We start from the raw sequence: 22,724 nt of genomic DNA, 5'->3' as shown, positions 1-22,724 counted from the left end.
GTCACTCGGCGACCGCTACCCGACCCGTCGCGGTCCAGGCACGGAAGTCGGGGCGATACATGTCCTCGACACTCGCCGCCGGGTGCCGGAACGTCCCGGGCGACACCGCACGGACGATGTAGGCCAGCCGGAACGGATCGTCCGACCGCCAGTCCACCGCGGCAAGGAACCTTTCCTGCCGGAACTCGGACATGCGCGTGAATTCGACCGTGTCGAGCCAGTCGAGCGCCGCGATGTCGCCGCCCCGAATGAGGTTCGGGTTGTCGATCTCGAAGCCGGCCGGCAGCGGGTCGTCCACGATCAGCCGCGCCTCGCCCTCGGCATGGGGCGTGATTTCCAGCACCGTCACCAGCCGCGCACCCTGCGCGACGCGAGCCGGATCGACCGGAACGCCCTCCATGTCGTAATAGCTCCGCGTGATCGTGTAGCCCTTGCCGCCCGCGGGCTCCGCCACCTCCGGTACGCCGAGCGTGGTGAGCGTCAGCGTGGCCTCCCGCGCCGAGCCGTTGGCGACCGCCAGCGCCGCCCCCGCCGTCTCGTCGTCGAGAACGCGCACCAGGGGCCCATCGACGGGCTGGCCGTTCACCGTGAATCCCTCGGCACCCGGCCGGTCGATCAGCGCATGCGTCGCCAGAAGCGCCCATGTCGCCTCCTGCGTCGACATCCGCCGCCCAGCCATGCTCGCCGCCACCGACTCGCCCAAGGCCTCCGGCGAGACCACGGCCGACCCCGCCTCCGCCGCCAGAGCCAGCACCGCGGCACGGTCGCGCAGGTTCGTGCCGTAGTCCGACCGCCAGATCTGCGCGTCGTCGCCTGTCGGCAGCGCGGACATCAGCCGCGCGGCGCGCGCGAACATCGCGTCCGCCCGCGTCTGGTCGCCGTAGGACCCCAGCGCCGCCCCAAGCTGCGCCGCCGCGATCGGCGTGTCGAAGGCGTCGCCCTTCACGTCCGCGTAGTAGCGGAGGTCGCCCACCGCCGCCGCGCCCTCGCGCGCCAGCACCATCAGCGCGTAGGCCAGCTCCCCGCCGCCCTTGTCGAAGTCGGGGGCGTAGTTGACCTGGTTGCGCAAGTTGTCGAGCGCGTTGCGGAAGGCGACGTCCGGCACCTCGAAGCCCTGCGCGCGCGCCCGGCTCAGGAAATCCGTCACGTAGGCATCAAGCCAGAAGTCCCCGGCTTCCGCATACCAGAGCCCGAAGGCCCCGTTCGACGCCTGGTTCAGCAGCACCCGCGAGATCGACTGATCGATCCGGGTGCGAATGTCCGTCTCACGGTCAAGCCCCATCACCCGCGCCACCTCCTCGAAATAGAGAAGCGGCAGCGCCTTCGAGGTGATCTGTTCCGTGCAGCCATAGGGATAGGCGTCGAGCGACGCCAGAAGTCCCGGCGCGTCGAAGCGCGCGATCGGCCCCACGGCCAGCGTCACCCGGCCTGTCCCCGGGATGATCCCGTCAAAGACGTTGTCGTCCAGCGTGAAGGTCTGCCCCGAGGCCAGCGTGAACCGGCTCGTCCGCGACACGGGCGGGTCGTTCACCTGCACCGGTATGGTCAGATCCTTCACCAGCTGCCGCCCGTCCGGCGTCGTCAGCGCGACGCGGATCTGGCCGATCCCCTCCGCCTCCGGCGCCCGGATCGGCAACGTCAGCACCGCCTTGCCCTTCTCCGCAAGGTCCACGCCGGTCTGCATCGCCTCGGGCAGCGCGAAGTCGGCGGAACTCACGTCGAGCCCCATCCGCCCGGACGGCCCGGTGGCGTGCACGATCTCGAGCAGCATGCGGCTGTCGTCGCCCGGCGCCATGAAACGCGGCACGGTAGCGGCGACCACGACCGGGTCGCGCACCAGAACCTCGGCCTCGGACTGCCCGATCCCGGTCTTCGACCAGGCGACCGCCATCAGCCGCACCGTGCCGTTGAACGACGGCAGCCGGAACTCCGTCCGCGCATAGCCGTCCGCCCCGACCTCGATGGGGCCGGAGAAATAGGCGACCAGCTCCTCCGTCGGCGGTGGTGCCTGCATCCGCATCCCGGCACCCGCGTCGCCGCCGGACCGAACCCGGCCCTCCGCGCCCGTCCGCCCGTCGATGAGGCGGCCATAGATGTCGCGGATACCGATGCCGAGCTTCCGCTGGCCGAAGTAATGCCCTTCCGGGTCGGGCGAGGTGAAGGCCGTCAGGTTCAGGATACCCACGTCCACCGCGGCAATCGTGGCATATGCCGTCTCACCCGGCTCCACGCCTTCGACCTTCAGCGCGACGGGCAGGGTTCCCCGCGGGTCTGCCTCGGCCGCCACCTCGAAATCCGCCGACAACCGCCGCTTTCCGGGATCGACCGCAGCATAGGACAGGCCCAGCGCCCGCGCCGGGGCGCGGCCAGCCTCGACGTTCAGCGGCCGGATCACCGAGGCAGTGACATAGGCACCCGCGCCCCAGTCGTCGGTCACGGGCAGCGCCACGACGTTCTCGCCCTCCGTCACCGCGATCGCCTTCATGTCGATCAGCCGGTTCGACACGACCGTCACCAGCGCCACGCCCGCCGCCCGCGGCACGAGCCTGAGCGTCGCCGTCTCGCCGGGCAGATAGGCGGGCTTGTCGAGCGACAATTCCAGCGTGTCGGGCGTCGCTGCCGCGTCCGCCGGCGCATACCAGCCCGCGTAGAACTCGACCGATGAGGCGGCATAGGCCCCGCCCGTCGATTCCACGACCAGCTCGTAATTGCCCCAGTCCACCGGCGCAGCGATCTCCACCGCGCCCGAGGGCGTCAGCATCACGTCGCCTTCCGCCACCCGCGTGCGCGAGGTCGTCACCTCCCAGTTCCAGGAGCCGTAGAGCGAATACCACTGGTAGCGATGCTCCAGCCGATTCAGCGTCCAGCGCACCTCCATCCCCGCAGGCGCCATGTCGGGGCCGAGCGCCAGGACGCGGAACCGCGCCTCCGCGCCCTCCGCCGCGACGTCCTCGAACAGGGGATCGATCCCGATCACCGGCGTCGCCGGCATTATGGTGCGTTCGATCCGCCGCTCCACCGGGCGGCCGGAGCCTTCCGCCACCCGCACGTTGATCCGCGCGGTCAGGGGGCGCGCCTCGCCCCGGTCCCCGGGCAGCGGCAGGAAGAGGCTCGTTCGGCCGTCGGAATCGGTGGGCTCGCCGAAGAAGCTGTCGCCGTAGGTGTCGAACGGTTCGTCATGGCGGCCGAAGCTGTAGCCCTCGAACCCCTCGATCCCGGTCGCGGCGGACAGGCGCAGGTCGCCCTCCACCTGCAACCCCGCGCCCGGCGCGCCGAAAAGGTAACGCGCGGTCACGGTCAGTTCCGGGCTCGTCCCGAGCCTGAGCGCGCCATCGGGCAGGGACAGGTCGAAGTCGATCCGCTCCGGCAGGAAGTCCTCGACCAGCACGTCCGTGGAGGCGAGAGCCGGGGCGTCCGGATCGACGAAGGCTTCAAGCCGCCAGGTCCCGCGCGGCGCGGTGCCGGCGAGCGGCAGGTCGAACACATGGCCGCCCGCCGCCGTGCCATCCGAAAGCGCGCGGGTGAACTCCACCCCGTCGGGGCGCATGAGCCGCAGGGAAAGGGGCATCCCCTCGATCGCCTCGGCCTTCGCGTCCCGCGCCAGCGCGGTCGCGTGGATCACCTCGCCCGCCCGGTAGGCACCCCGGTCCGTCGTCAGGAACACGTCGATCGGCGGCGCCGCTTCGCGTCCCGCGACGCCCCGGTCGGAGAGGTCGAATTCCGGCTCTGTCAGCGCGACGAAGGCGATGTCCTCGGCCCCGTCCTCCACCGTCACCAGCGCGGGCGACGCCCCGCCCCGGCCCGAGGTCAGCCCGGCCGGGAAATGCGCGTAGCCTTCGGCATCCGTCTCGACCGTGCCGAGGACCGCGTTCGACCGCGACACGAGCGTCGCTTTCACGCCGGCCTTCGGCGTGGCATCGGCCAAAGAGCGGACGAAGACATGCAACCCGTCCGTCCCCGACATCGTCGTCATCCCGAGGTCCGAGATCACGAACCACTGCGTCGCGGCGGGCCTGTCGTAAAGGTTCTGTCCCTTCGCGCTCGCCTGGAGCGCGTAGATCCCGGCGGGCAGGCCCCCGATGACCTCGTCGAGCGGCAACCGCGTGGTCATGTCGCGGTTCACCTCCATCGTCACCTCGCCTGTGCCGCGCCAGACTTCCTCCGCCACTTCCGCGTTGAAATACTCCGCCTGCCAGTAGTCGAGCGAGCGCGCGAAATAGTCGCTCTGCAGCGCCCGCACGAGGTTCCGGTCCGAGATGCGCATCAGCATCAACTCGACCTCGGTCAGGTTCACCGTCTCGACCGGGATCCCCGCGCCGTCCGTCCTGGGCAGGACGTAGGCGCGCCCCGGGAACCGGACCGAAGGCGCCCGGTCACGGACGTAGATGTTGAGCTGCGTATCCTTCGCGAGTTCCTCGCCCGACGCGGCGGGCAGCCCTTCCCGGAAAGTGAGCGTGTAGCGCTTGCCATGCGTCACCCCCGCCACGCACAGCGTATCGGCCGAGGCTTCGACCGAAAGCCCCGGCTCGGGAAGCTGCACGAAGGGCGTGTAGTCCTGCCCCGCGCGCACCAGTTCCTCGTTGAAGACCGCGCAGATGCGGGGATTGGCGCTGTCGCTTTCGACCCGATGCTCGGCGATGCGGAAGCCATACTTGCCGATCGCGTCCTCCAGCGCCGCCGCCGCGTCGTCGCGCGGCTGGGTGGCCTGGGCGAGCCTGAGCGCGGGGATCATGTCGCGCCCGCGCCCATTCGCCTCCAGCGCCTCGGCCATGACGCCCAGCGCATTGGCGCGGAGGGCCGCCCGGTCGGCACGCAGGTAGCCGTTCACCGACGCCGACAGCGCGCGCTCGCGGTAGCCGCGCAGCGTGTTGCCGCTGCCCCCGCGGATCGCCAGTAACAGCCGCGCGTATTCCACCCACTGGTCCGCCGCATCCGTCAGGTTCAGCGCCGCGCCCTGGAACTTGGACGCTGCAAGAAAGTTCCCCGCGCCCCGTTCCCGGTCCACCGCGGCCAGAAGGTCCGCCGCGGTCCAGCTGCCGGTGATGTGCAGGTTGGCGAGGCCCTTCGCCTGCTCGTAGGCCCGCGCGAAGTCCTGCGGCTCGAGGAAATCGAGTTCCTCCGCCCTGAGCTCCGCCCGCGCCTCGGCTCCGGGCGCCGCGTTGCGGACCCAGCCGGAAATGGCGCCGTCGTAGGGCTGCTGTTCGCTTACCCTGCTCTTCGGGAAACAGGAGTTGGACCGGGCATTGAAGGTGAAGGCCTGGCACCTGTCGTCCGACAGGCAGGCCGCCTCGCAGGCCTCGAGCGTCGTGTCGAAGATCGACGACAGGTCCGAGCCGTAGAAATCGAGGTTCTCGGTCAGGACCATGCGCCGCTCGGGAACCAGTGGGGTGTCCTGGGCGAACGCGGGAACCGTGGCGAGGCTGCCAACGAGAATCAGGGTCCGGGTCAACAGACGCATCGAAATCTCCTTCGCTCGGCAATCCCCGGATGCTGACATGGCGGCCCCGCGATTGGCAAGGAGCGCGCGGAACCCGCCGCCGCCCGACCCGCCGTCATTAAGCCTAAGTTCACCTTGCCTGCCCACTCTGTCTCCTGTCCGGGGCGAGCCTTGAAGGCACCCCGGGACTGCGCGGAGGACTGGCATGGACATCGCTGAGAAGCTCGCGAGCGAGAGGCGCGCGCGCCTGGCGGCGGAGCGGCTTCTGGAACACAAGAAACGCGAGCTTTTCGCGGCGAACCAGAAGCTCGCCATGCATGCCAGGGCGCTGTCGGACCAGATCGTCGAACAGCGCCAGGGCCTCGAACGCGCGATCAGCGAGGCCGAATCGCTGAAGGGCGAAAACAGCCGCGTGCTGGGCGATCTCGAACGCGCCCATTCCGCCGCGCAGATCGCCCAGCGGCGGCTCTGGCAGGCGCTGGAGACGATCCGCGACGGGTTCGCCGTCTTCGACCCGGAACTCAGGCTCATCATCGCCAACCGCGCCTGGCTTTCCGTCTTCGACGGGGTGGAGGGCGTGACACCCGGCATCACCTATTTCGACCTTCTGCGCCTTGCCGCCGAATCCGGCGTCGTCGATCTCGAGGGCCGCGACATCCACGACTGGCTGCATGAAATGGCTGCGCGGATCATGCACCGGGTGATCCATCCCCGCGTCGTGAAACTGACCCGGGGCCGGCACCTGAAACTCATCGACCGGCGCGCCGAGGACGGCGACCTCGTCTGCCTCGCGCAGGACATCACCCAGATGATCTCCCGCGAGGAGGAGCTTCGCGAGGCGCGCGAGAAGGCAGAGGCCGCGAACCGCGCCAAGTCCGCCTTCCTCGCCAACATGAGCCACGAGATCCGCACGCCGATGAACGGTGTCGTCGGCATGGCGGAGCTTCTCTGCGACACCGCGCTCGACGAGGATCAGCGGCTCTTCGTGGAAACCATCAAATCCTCGGGCGAGGCGCTTCTGGTCATCATCAACGACGTCCTAGACTATTCGAAGATCGAGGCGGAGAAGCTGAAACTCTACCCCGAGCCCTTCGATCTCGAACGCTGCATCCACGAAGTGATGATGCTTCTCCAGCCCACCGCCAAGGACAAGGGACTGAAGCTGCTCGTGGACTACGACCTGTTCCTGCCCACGCGCTTCGTCGGGGACCCCGGGCGCGTTCGGCAGATCCTCACGAACCTCGTCGGCAACGCGGTCAAGTTCACGCCGAAGGGCCACGTCATGGTCCGCGTCGTCGGGCTCGAACGTCCGGACGGCACGCAGGAGTTGCACCTGACGGTCGAGGATACGGGGATCGGCATCGCGCCCGAGCATGTCGAGCACATCTTCGGAGAGTTCAACCAGGTCGACGATCAGTCCAACCGCAAGTTCGAGGGCACGGGGCTCGGCCTCGCGATCACGCGCCAGCTGGTGCAGCTGATGGGAGGCGCGGTCTGGGTGGACAGCGAGCCGGGCGCCGGTTCGGTCTTCGGCTTCCGCGTGACGCTCCCCGTGGCGGAGCCGCGCGACGAAGACCGGCCGTCGGGGCCGATCCGTCTCAGCTGCGCGCTCGTCGTCGACGACCTCCTGATCAACCGGGTGATCCTCGAGCGGCAGCTCCAGACCTACGGGATCGAGGTCACGCTCTGCCGCTCGGCGGAGGAGGCGCTGCGCGCCGTCGATGGCGGCACCGCGTTCGACGTGGTTCTGACCGATCATGAGATGCCCGAGATGAACGGGCTCGAATTCGCCGCGAAGCTGCGCGAGAGGGGGCTGGACCTGCCGGTCCTCCTTCTCAGTTCCAACCCCGAGGAAGCGCGCGCCGGCAGCGCGGCGGGCCTGCTTACGGGAATGCTCCAGAAGCCGATCCTCAGAAGCGAGCTCTTCGAGATCCTGCAGGCGATATCCAACCCCGGCGGGATCACGGACCCCGAGCGGAAGATGTTCCATCCGGCCTCGACGCCGCCGCCAGCCGCCGCGGACGAACTGCGGCGGATGCGCGTTCTCGCGGCCGAGGACAACCGCACGAACCAGCTCGTCTTCCGCAAGATGGTGAAGGATTTCGACATCGACCTCAGCTTCGCCAGCAACGGTCGCGAGGCTGTGGATATGTGGCGGCAGTTCCAGCCCGACCTCGTCTTCATGGACATCTCGATGCCCGAGATGGACGGACGCGAGGCGACGCGCGCCATCCGCGAGATCGAGGCCGCGCGGCGGCTGCCCCGTACGCCCATCGTCGCGCTGACCGCCCACGCGATGGAAGGCGACGCCGCAGCGATCCTCGCCGCCGGCATCGACCGTTACCTGACCAAGCCCCTGAAGAAATCCGCGATCTCGGAAGAGATCCGGGCCCACTGTCCTCACGACGCTCGTCCCCCCGCGCCCCATTCGGACGCCGAGGTGGAGGAGGCGCCTGCCTGAAACCTGCGACAGCCTGCGCCGGGCGGTTGTGGCGACCTCAGGCGTCCGAAAGGATTTCCAGGAATGCCTTTCCGAACCGGTCGAGCTTCTGTTCTCCAAGCCCGCCGATCCGGTCAAGGTCCGAAAGGGTCTTCGGCCGCGTTTCGGCGATCCGTCGCAGCGTCGTATGCGTGCAGGAAAGGTACTTCCCCGTCCCGTCCGGCCCGCGCACGAGCCCGCGCTGCACTTCCTCCAGCCGGTCGAACAGGCTTCCTTCTTCCGTTCCGGCCAGCTTCCTCCGCGCCGGATGCATCTCCACCCGCGCGCCGGTGATGACCTGGAGAAAGGCCGCGCCGTAACTTTCGAGCTTCTTCGCGCCCACCCCGCTGACCCGCGCCATCTCGTCGAGCGTCCCGGGCCGCGCCTCGGCCATCTCGATCAGCGTGCGGTCGGGGAAGATGACGTAGGCGGGCACCCGCGCCGCCTCGGCCAGCGCCCGGCGTTTCGCCTTGAGTGCGGAGAGAAGCGGCGCGTCCTCCTCGGACACCAGCGTCTTCACCGCAGTCTTCGGCGCGGTCCGAACCGCGTCCTTGCGCAGTTCGATTCGCGTCTCGCCCTTCAGCACCGGCAGGGCCGTCTCCGTCAGGCGCAGTGCGCCATGGCGTTCCGCGTCGGGGCGGATCAGGTCCTGCCCGGTGATCTGGCGGAACACGCCCTGCCAGGCGCCGCGCGACAGTTCGCGCCCGACCCCGAAGGTGGGAAGCTGGTCATGGCCCCGGTCGCGGACCTTGTTCGTGAGCGTGCCGGTCAGGATATCGATCAGGTGGCCCGAACCGTAGTTTTCGCCCGTCCGGAGGATTGCGGAGAGGGCCTTCCGCACCGCCTCCGTCGCGTCGAAGACCTCGGCCGGGTTTTCGCAGAGATCGCAGTTGCCGCAGGGCTCCGCCGTTTCCCCGAAATAGGCCAGAAGCTTCTGCCTACGGCAGGACAACGCCTCGGCGAGCCCCAGGAGCGCGTTGAGGCGGGCGTGATCCGCCGCCTTGCGTTCGGGCGGCGCGAGCCCCTCGTCGATCTGCGCGCGCCGTAGCCTTATGTCCTCAGGTCCGTAAAGCGTCAGCGTCTCGGCCGGGGCGCCGTCGCGCCCCGCCCTGCCGATCTCCTGGTAATAGGCCTCGATCGACTTCGGCAGGTCTGCGTGCGCCACCCAGCGGATGTCGGGCTTGTCGATCCCCATCCCGAACGCGACCGTCGCGACGACGATCAGCCCGTCCTCGCGCTGGAACCGCGTTTCCGCGAGCCGGCGGTCGTCGGCCTCCATCCCGGCGTGATAGGCGATCGCGGTGTGCCCAGCCTCGCGCAAGGCGGCAGCGAGCGCATCGGTCTTCGCCCGCGTCGCGCAGTAGACGATCCCCGAAAGCCCCTTCCGCGCGGCGGCGAAATTCAGGATCTGGCGCCGAGGCTGGTCCTTGGCGGCGAAGGCGAGATGGATGTTCGGCCGGTCGAAACCCTTCAGGAAAGTCGCGGGCGTCCGCCCGCCGAAGAGCCGCGCGACGATCTCTTCCCGTGTCTCGGCGTCGGCCGTGGCGGTGAATGCGGCCAGAGGCACGCCCAGCGCTTTCCTCAGGTCACCGATCCGAAGGTAATCGGGGCGGAAATCATGGCCCCACTGACTGACGCAATGCGCCTCGTCCACCGCGATGAGCCGCGTCCCGATCCGGCGCAGAAGCGGCAGCGTCGCGGAGGATCCGAGCCGTTCGGGCGCCATGTAGAGAAGCTTCAGCCGGCCCGCGTCGAGGGCGGCGAATACTTCCTCCGTCTCCTCCTCGGTATTGCCGGAGGTCAGCGCCCCTGCCTCCACCCCCGCCGCGCGGAGCCCCCGAACCTGGTCGCGCATCAGCGCGATGAGCGGCGAGATGACGACTGTCACGCCCTCCCGGCAGAGAGCGGGTAACTGGTAGCAGAGTGACTTGCCGCCGCCCGTGGGCATGATGGCGAGGGTATCGCGTCCCTCCAGGACTGCACGAACGATCTCTTCCTGGCCAGGCCGGAAGGCAGAAAAACCGAAAACGGTGGAGAGGAGCGCCTCGGGCTCGGGGCTCGGCATGGGCCTGTCTTCTTGTTCTGCTCGGATGGCGGCGACCATCCCACAGCGGGCCCCGGCGAGCAAGGCCCGTCAGTAGCCGTAGAAGAAGCCCGCGTTGTTCCTGAGGATGTTCTGCAGGATGATGATCACGATGAACGCGACCAGGGGTGCGAGGTCCAGCCCCGGCGTGTGCGGCAGGATCCGCCGGATCGGACCGTAGACCGGCTCCAGAAGGCGGCTCAGCCCGTGCCAGATCTGCGCAACCATCTGCTGGCGCAGGTTCAGAACCTGGAAGCTGATCAGCCAGGACATGATGATGTGCGCGATCATGATGAACCACGCCACGTCGAGGATCAGATTCAGCGCCTGGTAGAGCGAAACCATCGGGGACTCCATGAAACGTCAGGTCGAAGAGGTAAGGTGCCGGGGCCCGCTCCGCAACCCGATAACGGACGCGCACTGACGTCGCGTCAAACCCCGCGCCATCGGTTGACGCCGCCTGCCCGAGGGGGCAGGCAGTCCGCGCAGGGGAGAGAAGCGCATGTATCCGTTCGTCCGGCTATTCAAGGTTACGCGCGCGGCGCGGCGCGCGGCGCCTTTGCCGCCCGGCGGCACGCATGTCTCGCATCATATCTGCTGGCCCTGGGATCTCGATCCCTGGCGGGAGCTGAACAACGGCCGGACGCTCACGCTTTTCGACCTCGGACGCCTGCCGCTCGCGATCCGCACGGGGCTCATCGGCGCGGCGAAACGGCAGGGCTGGGCGATCGCGGTGGCTGGCGGCAGCATCCGCTACCGCCGCCGGGTCCATGCCTTCGAGCGGCTCGAGATGCGAAGCCGCCTGCTCGGCTGGGACAGGCGCTTCCTCTATGTCGAGCAGTCGACCTGGAAGCGCGGAGAATGCGCGAGCCACGTCCTTCTGCGGCTCGCCGTAACTGGCACCGCGGGGATCGTGAACCCCTCGGAGGTTCTCGCGGCGATGGGTCATCCGGCGGCAAGCCCATCACTGCCCGCATGGGTCGAAGCCTGGATCGCGGCAGAGGCGCAAAGGCCCTGGCCGCCCGAACGGTAACCGCCGCCCATTGCACCCCCAGAGGAATTCGGGCTTGATCCTGCCAAGGGGACGAGGGGCGCGCGGCATGGTTTCGGCACGGAAACGTATCTGGGGCTGGTATTTCTTCGATTGGGCCAGCCAGCCCTACAACACGCTCCTGCTCACCTTCATCTTCGGCCCCTACTTCGCCAAGGTCGCCGCAGCCCATTACATGGGCGAGGGCCTCGCCGAGGAGGTCGCCGAGGCGCAGGCCCAGGCGCTCTGGGGCTTCGGGCTCACGATCGCGGGGATATCGATCGCCATCCTGTCCCCGATCCTCGGGGCGATCGCGGACGGCTCGGGCCGGCGCATGGCCTGGATCTGGGTCTTTTCCGGCTTCTACGTCCTTGGCGCGGCGGGGCTCTGGACGATCACGCCGGACAGCCCCGCCCTCGTCCAGGCGGTCGTGTTCTTCGGCATCGGCTTCCTCGGAATGGAATTCGCCACGACCTTCTCGAACGCGCTCCTGCCATCGCTGACGGCCGACAACCGCATCGGGTCGGTCTCGGGCTCCGGCTTCGCCTTCGGCTACGTTGGCGGCCTCGTCGCGCTGATCCTGATGCTCCTGTTCTTCGCCGAGAATGGCGACACGGGCAAAACGCTCGTCGGCCTCGACCCGCTCTTCGGCCTGGATCCGGATCAGAGGGAGGGGACGCGCTTCGTCGGCCCCTTCACCGCGATCTGGTACGCGGTGTTCATGATCCCCTTTTTCCTCTGGGTTAAGGAGCCGAAACGCGACCCGGGCATGATCCTCGCCACGCGCGAAGCGCTCCGCGGTCTCTGGCGGTCGATCCGCGGACTTGTGAAGCGCAAGAGCCTCGCGACCTATCTCGGCTCCTCGATGTTCTACCGCGATGCGCTGAACGGCCTTTACGGCTTCGGCGGGGTCTATGCTGCGGGCGTCCTCGGCTGGTCGGTGACACAGGTCGGCGTCTTCGGCATCCTCGGGGCGGTCACCGCCGCCCTCGCCAGCTGGCTCGGCGGCTTCGCAGACCGCCGCTACGGTCCGAAACCGGTCATCAGCTGGTCGATCGTCGTCCTGATCGCGGTCTGCATCGTCGTCGTGGGCATGTCGCGCGAAACGCTCTTCGGCGTGCCCCTTGCGGAGGGCTCCAGACTTCCCGACGTGGTCTTCTACATCTGCGGCGGCCTGATCGGCGCGGCCGGCGGCACGGTGCAGGCCGCGAGCCGGACGCTGATGTGCCGCCACACCACGCCCGAACAGGCGGCCGAGGCTTTCGGCCTCTTCGCGCTCTCGGGCAAGGCCACCTCATTCATCGCCCCCGCGATGATCGCTTCCGTCTCGGCACTTACCGACAACCAGAGGATCGGCATAACGCCGCTCATCGGGCTGTTCCTTGCCGGCCTGATCCTGCTAGTCTGGGTAAAACCGGCGGGTGAACGAGCAGCCTGATGTTGCGCATGGCAGCAATCCTGATCCTCGCACTCGGGGCCCCTGCGGCTGCCGAGCCACTGGCGCGTGAACTCTTCGGCGCGATGGCGAAGCCCTCGGCGCAGGCGCCGGAAGCGATCGGCACCTATGCCCGTGGCTGCGCGGCGGGGCTTGAGGAACTTCCCGAGTCCGGCCCGACCTGGCAGGCGATGCGGCTTTCGCGGAACCGCAACTGGGGCCACCCAGAGATGATCCGCTTCCTCAAGGATCTCTCGCTGACCGCCCGGCAGCTTGGCTGGGCAGGTCTCTACGTCGGCGACATCGCGCAGCCGCGCGGCGGGCCGATGACCGGCGGTCATGCCAGCCACCAGATCGGGCTGGACGCCGACATCTGGATGCTGCCCCCGAGCCGGGTGAACCTGTCCCGGGCCGAACGCGAGAAGATCTCCTCGATCTCCGTCAGGACCGAGGACCAGACCTCCATCAACGGCAACTGGACGCGCTCCCATCACGCGCTTCTGAAGGCGGCCGCCTCCGACCCCCGCGTCGACCGCATCTTCGTCGCGGCGGCCGTCAAGGTAGAGATGTGCCGGACCGCGAAGCGCGCCGACAAGGCCTGGCTTCAGAAGATCCGGCCTCTCTACGGTCACAACACGCATTTCCACGTGCGTCTGAAGTGCCCGCAGGGGTCGCCGTCCTGCCAGACGCAGAAGCCCACCGTCGCCCAGCTTTCGAACGGTGGCGACGGTTGCGACGAGACCTTGCAGTGGTGGGTGACCGACTATCTCGAAGAACTCAGGAACCCGCCCAAGAGGAAGAAACCCGACGGGCCGCCGCCCAAGTCGGCCAAGACCTACGTGATGTCCGACCTGCCCCGCCAATGCGCCGCCGTTCTCTCCTCGCGCTGATTGTCGCGCTCGTCGCGCTGAACGTTCCGCACGGCTCGGCAATGATGGCGGAGCGGACGGAATACCTGGGCAGTTTCACCTGGTCCGTTGCAGGGCTGTCCTTCGGCGGGTTCTCGGGGATCGAGCTTGACGCCCAAGGCAAGGGCTTCGTCGCGATCACGGACCGGGGATCGGTCTACACCGGGCAGATCGAACGCGGCGACCGCGGGGCCGTGACCGGCGTCTCCTCCCTCTCGGGGCCCGTCGCGCTCCGCGACATGAATGGCCGGCCCCTCAAGAAGCGAGACAGCGATGCCGAAGGGCTCGCGGTCGGCGCGGATGGGGCGCTGTATGTCAGTTTCGAGAACAACCACCGCGTCGCGCGCTACGCCCATGCCGGTTCCCCCTCGGAACTCCTGCCACGGCCCGCCGCGTTTTCCGGGTTCCAGCTGAATTCCGGGCTCGAGCCACTGGCGATCGACGCGGATGGCACGATCTACACGATGCCCGAGCGCTCCGGCGCGAAGGATCTCGACTTCCCGGTCTTCCGCTTCCGCGACGGCCACTGGGACCAGCCCTTCGCGGTCCCCCGAGACGGAGACTGGCTACCCGTCGGGGCGGATTTCGGACCCGACGGCAGGCTCTACCTCCTCGAACGCGACTTCGCCGGGATCTTCGGCTTCCTGAGCCGGGTGCGGCGCTTCGAAATCTTTGGCGAAACGCTCGGCCCGGGCGAGGTGCTGTTCGCGACCCGGGCGGGCCGCCACGACAACCTCGAGGGCATCGCCGTCTGGCGCGACGAGGCGGGAGCGACCCGCCTCACCCTGATCTCGGACGACAATTTCCGCGCCTTCCAGCGCACCGAGATCGTCGATTACCGGATCAAGGAGTGACTTGACCCCGCCAAGGCCAAGGAATAAAGGCCCCGCGTCCCCACCGACCTACCGGAGACCGGGGACCAAGTCTCCGCCACCTTGCCAAAACGGACAAGTCATGACCCGCAAACTGATCCCCGGCATCCTTGCCATGGCCGCCATCGTCGTGGCCGCGAACATCCTCGTCCAATACGTGATCGAGGGCTGGTTCCTCACCTGGGGTGCCTTCACCTATCCCTTCACCTTCCTCGTCACCGACCTCACGAACCGCTTCCACGGCCCCGCGGCTGCCCGCAAGGTCGTCCTGTCCGGCTTCGTCGTCGGCGTGATCTGCTCGCTGATCGGCACGCAGATCATGGGCGAATTCGGCCCGCTCGTGACGCTCCGCATCGCGGTCGGCTCCGGCCTCGCCTTCCTCGTCGCGCAGCTTCTCGACGTGACGATCTTCGACCGTCTGCGCAAGCGCGTCTGGTGGGAGGCGCCCTTTGTCTCTTCGCTGATCGGCTCGGCGGTCGATACGGCGATCTTCTTCAGCATCGCGTTTTCGGCCAGCCTGACCTTCTTCGGTCCTGCCGAGACCGCTGCCGCAGCCTGGGCCGCCGAGCAGATCCCGCTTCTTGGGCAAGGCCCGGTGGCGCCTCTCTGGGTGTCGCTCGCGGTCGCGGACTGGGCCGTCAAGCTGACCCTCGCGCTCGTTGCACTGGTACCCTTCCGCGTCATTGCCGGAAAAATGACCACAAAGGTTGCGTGAAATCTTTTGACAAACACAAAATCTGTGTCAGCCTCCTATTAACGGCAACCAGAGCGAAAGGAGGTGGTCCAGTGTCTAGAGTGATATTGGAGAGAGGTGTCGGGACAGTCAGAGGTGCCGTGGCCTGAGGGCAATCCCAAAGGTTCAGAACTCTGGCTGGGTTAGGCCCTAACTGGCCCATCTCCGTAGATCTCGGAGGGCCGTTCCAACTCTGGAGCGGCCCTTTCCGTTTGTGAAAGGCCACGTGGATTCACACTCCCCGCCCGCCTTTGGGCCATTCATGCCAGAACAAGGGGGCTTGCGGTTCCGAGGGGAAATCCGGCTAGGTTCCGACCATGCTGAGGATCACCGAGACCATCTCCATCGCCGACTGGGAGCTGACGGAGCAGTTCGTCCGCGCCTCGGGGCCGGGCGGGCAGAACGTCAACAAGGTGTCGACGGCTGTGGAGCTGCGGTTCGAGGCGGAGCGATCGCCGAACCTGCCGCCCGACGTGAAGGCGCGGCTCCGGCGGCTCGCCGGCCGGCGCTGGACGCAGGACGGGGCGCTCGTGATCCAGGTGGACGAGACGCGCAGCCAGGCGCGCAACCGCGAGATCGCGCGGGAAAGACTCGCGGAGTTGGTGCGCAAGGCGCTCGTCGCACCGAAGAAACGGGTGCCGACGCGGCCGACACTCGGCAGCCAGCGGCGGCGGTTGAAGGCGAAGGCGGAGCGCGGCGCGGTCAAGGCGCTGAGGGGTAAGGTGGATGGAGAAGACTGATCTTCTGGCGCGGCGGCGCGCGCTTCTGGGCCCGAACGTGCCGATTTTCTACGACGACCCGGTACATGTCGTGCGCGGCGAGGGCGTGTGGCTCTGGGATGCCGATGGGCGGCGCTATCTCGACTGCTACAACAACGTCCCCCATGTCGGACACTGCCACCCGAGGGTGACGGAAGCGATCTGCCGGCAGGCGGGGATCCTGAACACCCACACGCGCTACCTGCACGAGGCGATCCTCGACTATGCCGAGCGGCTGACGGCGAAGTTCGGACACGACCTGTCGCAGGTCATCATGGTCTGCACGGGCTCCGAGGCGAACGACATCGCGCTCAGGATGGCGCAGGCGGCAACGGGCAAGACCGGGATCATCGCGACCGACAATACGTATCACGGCAACACCCTTGCCGTGTCGCAGCTTTCGGCGCGGCGTCCGCCGATCGGGGGCTATCCGCCGAATGTGCGGCTGGTGCCGGCGCCCGATTCCATGGCGCCCCTTGGCGGAAGCCTCGCCGCGCAGCCGGACGCCTTCGCCGCGAACGTCGCCCGCGCGATCGGGGAACTCGAGGCTGCGGGGCATGGCTTCGCGGGGCTCATGCTCTGCCCGATCTTCGCAAACGAAGGGCTGCCGGAGACGGGGGCGGGCTTTCTCGACCCCACGGTCGAGGTGATCCGCGAGGCTGGGGGGCTGATCCTCTGCGACGAGGTGCAGCCGGGCTTCGGCAGGGTCGGAAGCCACTGGTGGGGGCACGAGTGGCTGGGCTTCGCGCCGGACGTCGTGACGCTCGGCAAGCCGATGGGCAACGGACACCCCGTCGGCGCTGTGGTGGCGCGGCCAGATGTGATGGCCGCCTTCCGCGAGGCCTTCGGTTATTTCAACACTTTCGGCGGCAACCCCGTGTCCTGCGCGGCGGCGCTCGCCACTCTCGACGTGATCGAGGAGGAGGGCCTCGTCGAGAACGCCCGCGACGTCGGCGGATACACGGTTTCCCTGATGCGCGAGCTTTCCCATCCGCTCATCGCGGATGTGCGCGGCGGGGGCCTTTTCTTCGGGATCGAACTCATGCGCGATGGCAGGCCCGCGACGGAGGATGCACGCCGGATCGTCGAGGGCATGCGGGAGCGGGGCGTCCTGATGGGCCGGATCGGGCGCGCGCAGCATATCCTGAAGCTGCGCCCGCCGATGCCGTTCTCGCGCGAGAACGCAGATCTCGCAGTTGGAACGCTTGCCGAGGTTCTGGCAGGGGTCCCGGCGTGACCGGGGCGGTTTCCCCCGATGCCGCGCTGGCGCTCGCGCGCGAGGCGCTGGAGCATTGGGGCGGCGCGAGGGACGAGCCGTGCTTCGTGAAGCTGCGCGAGAACCTCGTCTTCGACGTGACGCTTACCGACGGCACCCGCGCCGCGCTCCGGCTCCACCGCCCCGGCTACCAGAGCCGCGCCGCGATCGGGGCGGAGCTCGACTGGACCGGGCGTCTTGCCGTTGCCGGCCTGCGGGTGCCGCGCCCCGTGCCGACCCGCTCGGGCTCGTTCACGGCGGAGGCGGGCGGGCGCGTGGCGAGTGCCGTGAGCTGGCTCGAGGGCACGGCGTTGGGTGCGGCAGGGGAGCCTTTGGGCGGCACCGCTTCGGACCAGGCGCGAACGATGCGTGCCCTTGGCGCGCTCCTCGCCCGGCTCCATTCGGCGACCGACAGGCTGGAGTTGCCTGACGGCTTCCCGCGCCCCGCGTGGGACGAGGAGGGACTTCTTGGCGAGGCCCCTCTCTGGGGACGGTTCTGGGAAAATCCGGCCCTGTCCATGACCGAACGCGGAATCCTCGCAGAGGCACGTGACAAGGCACGGAATGAGCTTGAAGCCTTTCGGATAGAAGGAGCGGATTTCGGCCTCATCCATGCCGACGTGCTGCGGGAGAACGTTCTTTCCGGTCCCTCCGGCCTCTCGCTCATCGACTTCGACGATTCCGGGCATGGGTTCCGGATGTACGACCTCGGCACGGCACTCGTGCAGAACCTCGAAGAAACCGCGCTTCCGCAATTGGCCGCCGCTCTGATCGCGGGCTACCGGGCGGAACGCCCGCTGCCGGAACACGCGGCGCGGCGGCTGCCGCTTTTCACCGCCCTCCGAGCCTTTGCCTCGGCGGGCTGGATCGTCACGCGGATGCCACCCGGCGACCCGCGCCAGCGCTTCTACGCGGAACGCGCGCTGAGGATGGCGCGCATCGTCCTCGAGCGCGGCCCGGACTGGGACCCGGACTGGGAACTGGAACCGTAAGACCGTTGTTCTTCGGGCGTGGACAGGCTATCCGGGCGGGAACCTAAAGCAACGGGTCCAGACGATGTCCGATAAATCGGTGAACCAGTGGAAGACGCTTGACAAGGACCTCGGGCGGATCTGGCGCCTTGAACAGGCAACCCAGCTGATCGGCCGTCCCCTCGTCGCGCCGGGCATCGCCTTGGCCTTCATCGTTCTCGCAACCGTCGCGTCGGCGCTGTTGCTGGGCGCGTCCTTCTCCGTGATCGTCATCGCCGCGGCTGCGGTCGGGGCCTACATGGCGCTGAACATCGGCGCGAATGATGTTGCGAACAACATGGGTCCGGCTGTCGGCGCCAACGCCCTGACGCTCGGCGGCGCGCTCGTGATCGCCGCGATCTGTGAAACCGCCGGCGCGCTGATCGCGGGCGGAGACGTGGTGGGCACGATCTCTTCGGGCATCGTCGCGCCGGACGCGGTGGCGGATGCGGCAACCTTCGTCTGGGTGATGATGGCGGCGCTGCTGTCCGCCGCGCTCTGGATCAACCTCGCCACCGTTCTGGGGGCGCCGGTTTCCACCACGCATTCGGTCGTCGGCGGCGTCGTCGGCTCCGGCATCGTGGCGGCCGGCTTCACGGCGGTGAACTGGGCCTCGATGGGCAAGATCGCGGCGAGCTGGGTCATCTCTCCGGTCATGGGCGGCGTCATCGCCGCCGTGTTCCTCGCGTTCATCAAGTCCCGGATCCTCTACCGCGACGACAAGATCGCCGCCGCACGCCGCTGGGTGCCGGTGCTAATCGGGATCATGTCGGGCACCTTTGCGACCTATGTCGCGATCAAGGGCCTCAAGAAGATCGTCAACGTCGATCTTGGCGCCGCCGTGCTGATCGGCCTCGCCGTTGGCGTCGTGACCTGGGCCATCGTAATGCCCCTGATCCGCCGCCAGTCCGAGGGGATGGAAAACCGCAAGAAATCGGTGAAGAAACTCTTCGGGATTCCCCTCGTGATCTCTGCCGGCCTCCTGTCCTTCGCGCATGGGGCAAACGACGTGGCGAACGCCGTTGGCCCTCTCGCCGCGATCGTCCACACGGTCGAAGCGGGGGATGTGGCAGCCAAGGTCGCGATCCCGGCCTGGGTCATGGTGATCGGTGCGCTCGGCATTTCCGTTGGCCTGGTCCTCTTCGGACCGAAGCTCATCCGCATGGTCGGAAGCGAAATCACGAAGCTCAACCCGATGCGTGCCTACTGCGTCGCGCTTTCGGCCGCGATCACCGTCATCGTTGCATCGTGGCTCGGGCTTCCGGTTTCATCGACCCATATCGCGGTGGGCGCGGTATTCGGCGTGGGTTTCTTCCGGGAATGGCACTCGGAACGGCGGACGCGGGCGCTTGGCATCCGGAAGGGCAAGGTCGTCGCGCCGGATGAACGGAAGCGCCGGAAACTCGTCCGCCGCAATCATTTCCTCACCATCGCCGCGGCCTGGGTCATCACCGTCCCGGCGTCGGCCCTGCTTTCCGCGCTGATCTACGTCATCCTGAACGCGATCGCCTGAGGCATATCTCCGATCAGGGGCCTTCGCGGTCCATGACCTGCGGCAAAGCTTCACCCGCGCTCCTTGCCAAGATCGCGTGACACGGGAGTATTACACGAGAAGCCGCGCGATCCCATTGGCGGCCCTCGGCCTTCTCCCCATCTCGGTCGTGACCCGGACGGACCGGTCGGGACGGCGGGCACCCAACCGCCCCTCGGTTCCATCAATGGCCTGGGCGAGGTCGAGGGATTCGAGAGGCGCCCTGGGGCTGCCGATTGGGAAGTCTCGCAGGGCGGCCGCTGACCGCCCGCGCCGCCGGGCTCAGACGATGACCTCCATCGCCTTCTGCGCGCCGACGCCGAAGATCCGCTTGTAACGCGCGATCTCCTCGTCGGGTCCCGTGGCCTTGTTCGGGTTGTCCGAGAGTTTCACCGTCGGCCGGCCTTCCGCGCTCACCGCCTTGCAGACGAGGCTGAAGGGCGCCAGCGCGTCGTGGGGAACGAGTCCGCGGAAATCGTTGGTCAGAAGGGTCCCCCAGCCATAGGCCACCTTCACCCGGCCCTTGAAACAGGCATGGAGTTGCTCGATCAGGTCGACGTCCAGCCCGTCGGAGAAGATCACCAGTTTCTCCCGCGGGTCCTCGCCGCGTGACTCCCACCACTTGATGGCGATCTCGGCCCCCTCGAACGGGTCGCCCGAATCGACCCGCACCCCGGTCCAGGTGGTCAGCCAGTCGGGCGCATTGTCGAAGAAGACCTGCGAGGTGTAGGTGTCGGGCAGCATGATCCGGAGATTTCCGTCATAGTCCCGGTGCCAGTCCGCCAGCACGTCGTAGGGCGCCTTCTTCAGATCCTCCTCGTTGTCGGCCAGCGCGCAATAGACCATCGGCAATTCGTGCGCGTTGGTTCCGATCGCCTCGATGTCGCGGCGCATCGCGATCAGGCAGTTCGAGGTTCCGACGAACTTGTCCTCGCCTAGCCCCTCCATCATCGCCTGAACGCACCAGTCCTGCCACAGGAAGGAATGCCGCCGCCGCGTCCCGAAGTCGGCGACCTTGAGCCCGTCGAGCTGTCTCAGCCGCTCGATCTTTTCCCACAGCTTCGTCATCGCGCGGGCATAGAGGACCTGAAGCTCGAACTTTCCCATGCGTTCGAGGACCGCGCGGCTGCGAAGCTCCATGATCGTCGCCAGCGCGGGGATTTCCCACATCATCACCTCGGGCCATTTGCCCTCGAAGGTCAGTTCATACTGCCCGTCGCGCTTTTCGAGGTGATAGGGCGGCAGCTTCAGCGCCTCGAACCATTCCATGAACTCGGGCGTGAACATCTGGCGTTTACCGTAGAAGGTATTGCCCCGAAGCCAGGTCGATTCCCCGCGCGTCAGCGACAGCGAACGGATGTTGTCCAGCTGCTCCCTCAGTTCGCCCTCGTCGATCAGATCGGCCAGCCGGATCTCCGTGGTCCGGTTGATGAGCGAGAAGGTGACGTTCGTGTCCGGCTTGTTGCGGAACACCGAGTGGCACATCAGCAGCTTGTAGAAGTCCGTATCAATCAGCGAGCGGACGATCGGGTCGATCTTCCATTTGTGGTTATAGACCCGCGTGGCGATGTCGAGCATGTCAGGGCTCCAGCCGGACGCCCGCGTCGGCCATCCCCTGCAGCGCATCCTCAAGCGAACCGTTGAGGTCGATAGCCCGGCAGGCGCCTTCCAGCACCGTCACGCCATATCCCAGCTTGGCCGCGTCGATCGCCGAATAGGCCACGCAGAAATCCGTGGCGAGACCGACGAGGGTAAGCTCCCGCGCCCCGCGCGTCCGCAGGTAGCCGTCAAGTCCCGTGGGCGTTTCGTGGTCGTTCTCGAAGAAGGCCGAGTAGCTGTCGATCGCGGCACGGAATCCCTTGCGGATGATGACGTCGGCGGGGTCGGTCAGCAGGCCCTTGTGAAAGGCCGCGCCCGCCGTGCCCTGCACGCAGTGCTTCGGCCACAGCACCTGCGGCCCGTAGGGCATTTCCGTCACGGAAAACTCCTCCGCATCCGGGTGGTTCGCCGCGAAGGAAGAATGGTCCGCCGGGTGCCAGTCCTGCGTCAGGACCTTCACCTGGAATTCCGCCATCAGCTCATTGATCCGCGGGATGATCGAGTCGCCATCGGCGACCGCGAGTGCGCCGCCGGGGCAGAAATCGTTCTGAACGTCTATGACGATCAGGGCTTCATGGGCTCCGCGCATGTCACCTCCCGAGTTTCTTTCCGTGCTAAGTCCCGCTCGCGCGCACGTCAATGGCCGCGGCCTTGCGGTCGGTGGGCGGATTGCCCTATCTCCCGCCCATGCTGACCGTCGCCGCGCTCTACAAGTTCACGCCCTTCCCCGACGCCGCCGCACTCCGAGCGCCGCTTCTTGCCGCCTGCGAAGAGGCGGGGGTGAAGGGCACGCTGCTTCTCGCCGCCGAGGGGATCAACGGCACCATTGCCGGCAGCCGCGCGGGAATCGACGCCGTGCTGGCGCATATCCGCTCTCTCCCCGGCTGTGCGGACCTCGACTGGAAGGAGAGCGGGGCCGAAACCATGCCCTTCGGCCGCATGAAGGTGCGTCTGAAGCGCGAGATCGTGACGATGGGCGTACCCTCGGCCGATCCCACCGCCGCCGTCGGGCATTATGTCGAGCCTTCCGCCTGGAACGAACTCATCTCCGCGCCGGACGTGGCGGTCATCGATACCCGCAACGACTACGAGGTCGCCATCGGCACGTTCGAAGGCGCCGTCGATCCCGGCACCAGGAGCTTCCGCGACTTCCCCGCCTGGTGGCGCGAGAGCGCGCACCGCTTCCACAACAAACGGATCGCGATGTTCTGCACCGGCGGTATCCGTTGCGAGAAGTCGACAAATTTCCTGTTGTCCGAGGGCGTCGAGGACGTATTCCACCTCAGGGGCGGGATCCTGAAGTACCTCGAGGAAGTGCCGGAGGACGAAAGCCTCTGGCTCGGTCAGTGCTTTGTCTTCGACCAGCGCGTGAGCCTCGGCCACGGGTTGAAGCCCGGCGGGCTCGAAACCTGCGCCGCCTGCCGGCGGCCGATCACGGCCGCGGACAAGGCCCACCCCGCCTACGAGGAAGGCGCCTCGTGCCCGCATTGTGTCGCGGAAAACTCGGACGCCGACCGGGACCGTTTCCGGGAACGCCACCGGCAGATGCTGCTTGCCGCAAGCAGGGGCGAACGCCACCTCGGCCCATCCTGAG

At 67.7% G+C, this 22,724-nt stretch carries 16 protein-coding genes; 11 read left to right on the top strand and 5 right to left on the bottom strand.

The genetic code is table 11. From position 1 onward, the window contains the following. Position 1: 1 nt before the first annotated feature. Positions 2-5,458: an alpha-2-macroglobulin family protein gene (locus ABCN56_RS09365; protein WP_343080541.1), complete on the bottom strand. Its 5,457-nt coding sequence runs from the start codon at positions 5,456-5,458 to the stop codon at positions 2-4. A gap of 184 nt (positions 5,459-5,642) precedes the next feature. Here ABCN56_RS09365 and ABCN56_RS09360 point away from each other — a divergent pair, with 184 nt between their 5' ends. Beyond that, positions 5,643-7,898, top strand: coding sequence for a response regulator (locus tag ABCN56_RS09360; RefSeq protein WP_343080540.1), 2,256 nt, complete (start codon positions 5,643-5,645; stop codon positions 7,896-7,898). Between the two features lie 37 nt (positions 7,899-7,935). On the opposite strand, the gene recQ is transcribed toward ABCN56_RS09360, so the two are convergent. Further along, complete coding sequence (gene recQ / locus ABCN56_RS09355; protein WP_343080539.1) at positions 7,936-9,981, bottom strand: DNA helicase RecQ; 2,046 nt, start codon at positions 9,979-9,981, stop codon at positions 7,936-7,938. A gap of 69 nt (positions 9,982-10,050) precedes the next feature. Beyond that, positions 10,051-10,344 carry a YggT family protein gene (locus ABCN56_RS09350; RefSeq protein WP_343080538.1) on the bottom strand — a complete coding sequence of 98 codons (294 nt, stop codon included), beginning with the start codon at positions 10,342-10,344 and terminating at the stop codon, positions 10,051-10,053. Positions 10,345-10,501: 157 nt separating this feature from the next. Here ABCN56_RS09350 and ABCN56_RS09345 point away from each other — a divergent pair, with 157 nt between their 5' ends. The 9 genes from ABCN56_RS09345 (at position 10,502) to ABCN56_RS09305 (ending at position 19,513) form a co-directional block, all read left to right on the top strand. Continuing rightward, a complete protein-coding gene (locus ABCN56_RS09345) occupies positions 10,502-11,032 on the top strand; it encodes an acyl-CoA thioesterase (RefSeq protein ID WP_343080537.1) in 531 nt (176 codons plus the stop codon). A 67-nt stretch (positions 11,033-11,099) separates the two neighbouring features. Then, positions 11,100-12,467 carry an MFS transporter gene (locus tag ABCN56_RS09340; RefSeq protein ID WP_425466090.1) on the top strand — a complete coding sequence of 456 codons (1,368 nt, stop codon included), beginning with the start codon at positions 11,100-11,102 and terminating at the stop codon, positions 12,465-12,467. Further along, complete coding sequence (mepA, locus tag ABCN56_RS09335) at positions 12,467-13,354, top strand: penicillin-insensitive murein endopeptidase (RefSeq protein ID WP_343080536.1); 888 nt, start codon at positions 12,467-12,469, stop codon at positions 13,352-13,354. The genes ABCN56_RS09340 and mepA overlap by 1 nt, the downstream gene beginning before the upstream one ends. Next, positions 13,327-14,226 carry an esterase-like activity of phytase family protein gene (locus tag ABCN56_RS09330; protein WP_343080535.1) on the top strand — a complete coding sequence of 300 codons (900 nt, stop codon included), beginning with the start codon at positions 13,327-13,329 and terminating at the stop codon, positions 14,224-14,226. Before mepA ends, ABCN56_RS09330 begins: the two co-directional genes overlap by 28 nt. A gap of 100 nt (positions 14,227-14,326) precedes the next feature. Beyond that, a complete protein-coding gene (locus tag ABCN56_RS09325) occupies positions 14,327-14,959 on the top strand; it encodes a queuosine precursor transporter (RefSeq protein ID WP_343080534.1) in 633 nt (210 codons plus the stop codon). Positions 14,960-15,294: 335 nt separating this feature from the next. Continuing rightward, positions 15,295-15,717, top strand: a complete 423-nt coding sequence (gene arfB, locus ABCN56_RS09320; RefSeq protein WP_343080533.1) for an alternative ribosome rescue aminoacyl-tRNA hydrolase ArfB — start codon at positions 15,295-15,297, stop codon at positions 15,715-15,717. Then, on the top strand, positions 15,704-16,972 hold the full coding sequence (locus ABCN56_RS09315) for an aspartate aminotransferase family protein (protein ID WP_343080532.1): 1,269 nt from the start codon (positions 15,704-15,706) through the stop codon (positions 16,970-16,972). The genes arfB and ABCN56_RS09315 overlap by 14 nt, the downstream gene beginning before the upstream one ends. Continuing rightward, the gene (locus ABCN56_RS09310) at positions 16,969-17,982 is read left to right on the top strand and encodes a phosphotransferase enzyme family protein (protein WP_343080531.1); all 1,014 of its coding nucleotides are present in this window, start codon (positions 16,969-16,971) and stop codon (positions 17,980-17,982) included. The genes ABCN56_RS09315 and ABCN56_RS09310 overlap by 4 nt, the downstream gene beginning before the upstream one ends. A gap of 64 nt (positions 17,983-18,046) precedes the next feature. Continuing rightward, a complete protein-coding gene (locus ABCN56_RS09305) occupies positions 18,047-19,513 on the top strand; it encodes an inorganic phosphate transporter (RefSeq protein ID WP_343080530.1) in 1,467 nt (488 codons plus the stop codon). 300 nt (positions 19,514-19,813) lie between these two features. On the opposite strand, the gene pncB is transcribed toward ABCN56_RS09305, so the two are convergent. Next, entirely contained in the window at positions 19,814-21,109 is a 1,296-nt protein-coding gene (gene pncB / locus ABCN56_RS09300) for a nicotinate phosphoribosyltransferase (protein WP_343080529.1), read from the bottom strand. A 1-nt stretch (position 21,110) separates the two neighbouring features. After that, positions 21,111-21,719, bottom strand: coding sequence for a bifunctional nicotinamidase/pyrazinamidase (gene pncA / locus ABCN56_RS09295; RefSeq protein ID WP_343080528.1), 609 nt, complete (start codon positions 21,717-21,719; stop codon positions 21,111-21,113). Positions 21,720-21,817: 98 nt separating this feature from the next. Here pncA and trhO point away from each other — a divergent pair, with 98 nt between their 5' ends. Further along, the gene (trhO, locus tag ABCN56_RS09290; RefSeq protein ID WP_343080527.1) at positions 21,818-22,723 is read left to right on the top strand and encodes an oxygen-dependent tRNA uridine(34) hydroxylase TrhO; all 906 of its coding nucleotides are present in this window, start codon (positions 21,818-21,820) and stop codon (positions 22,721-22,723) included. Position 22,724: the final 1 nt, after the last annotated feature.

The organism is Ostreiculturibacter nitratireducens (assembly GCF_032670585.1).
In the GTDB taxonomy this organism is placed as follows: domain Bacteria; phylum Pseudomonadota; class Alphaproteobacteria; order Rhodobacterales; family Rhodobacteraceae; genus Ostreiculturibacter; species Ostreiculturibacter nitratireducens.
This window is presented reverse-complemented; position numbering and strand designations above follow the sequence as displayed.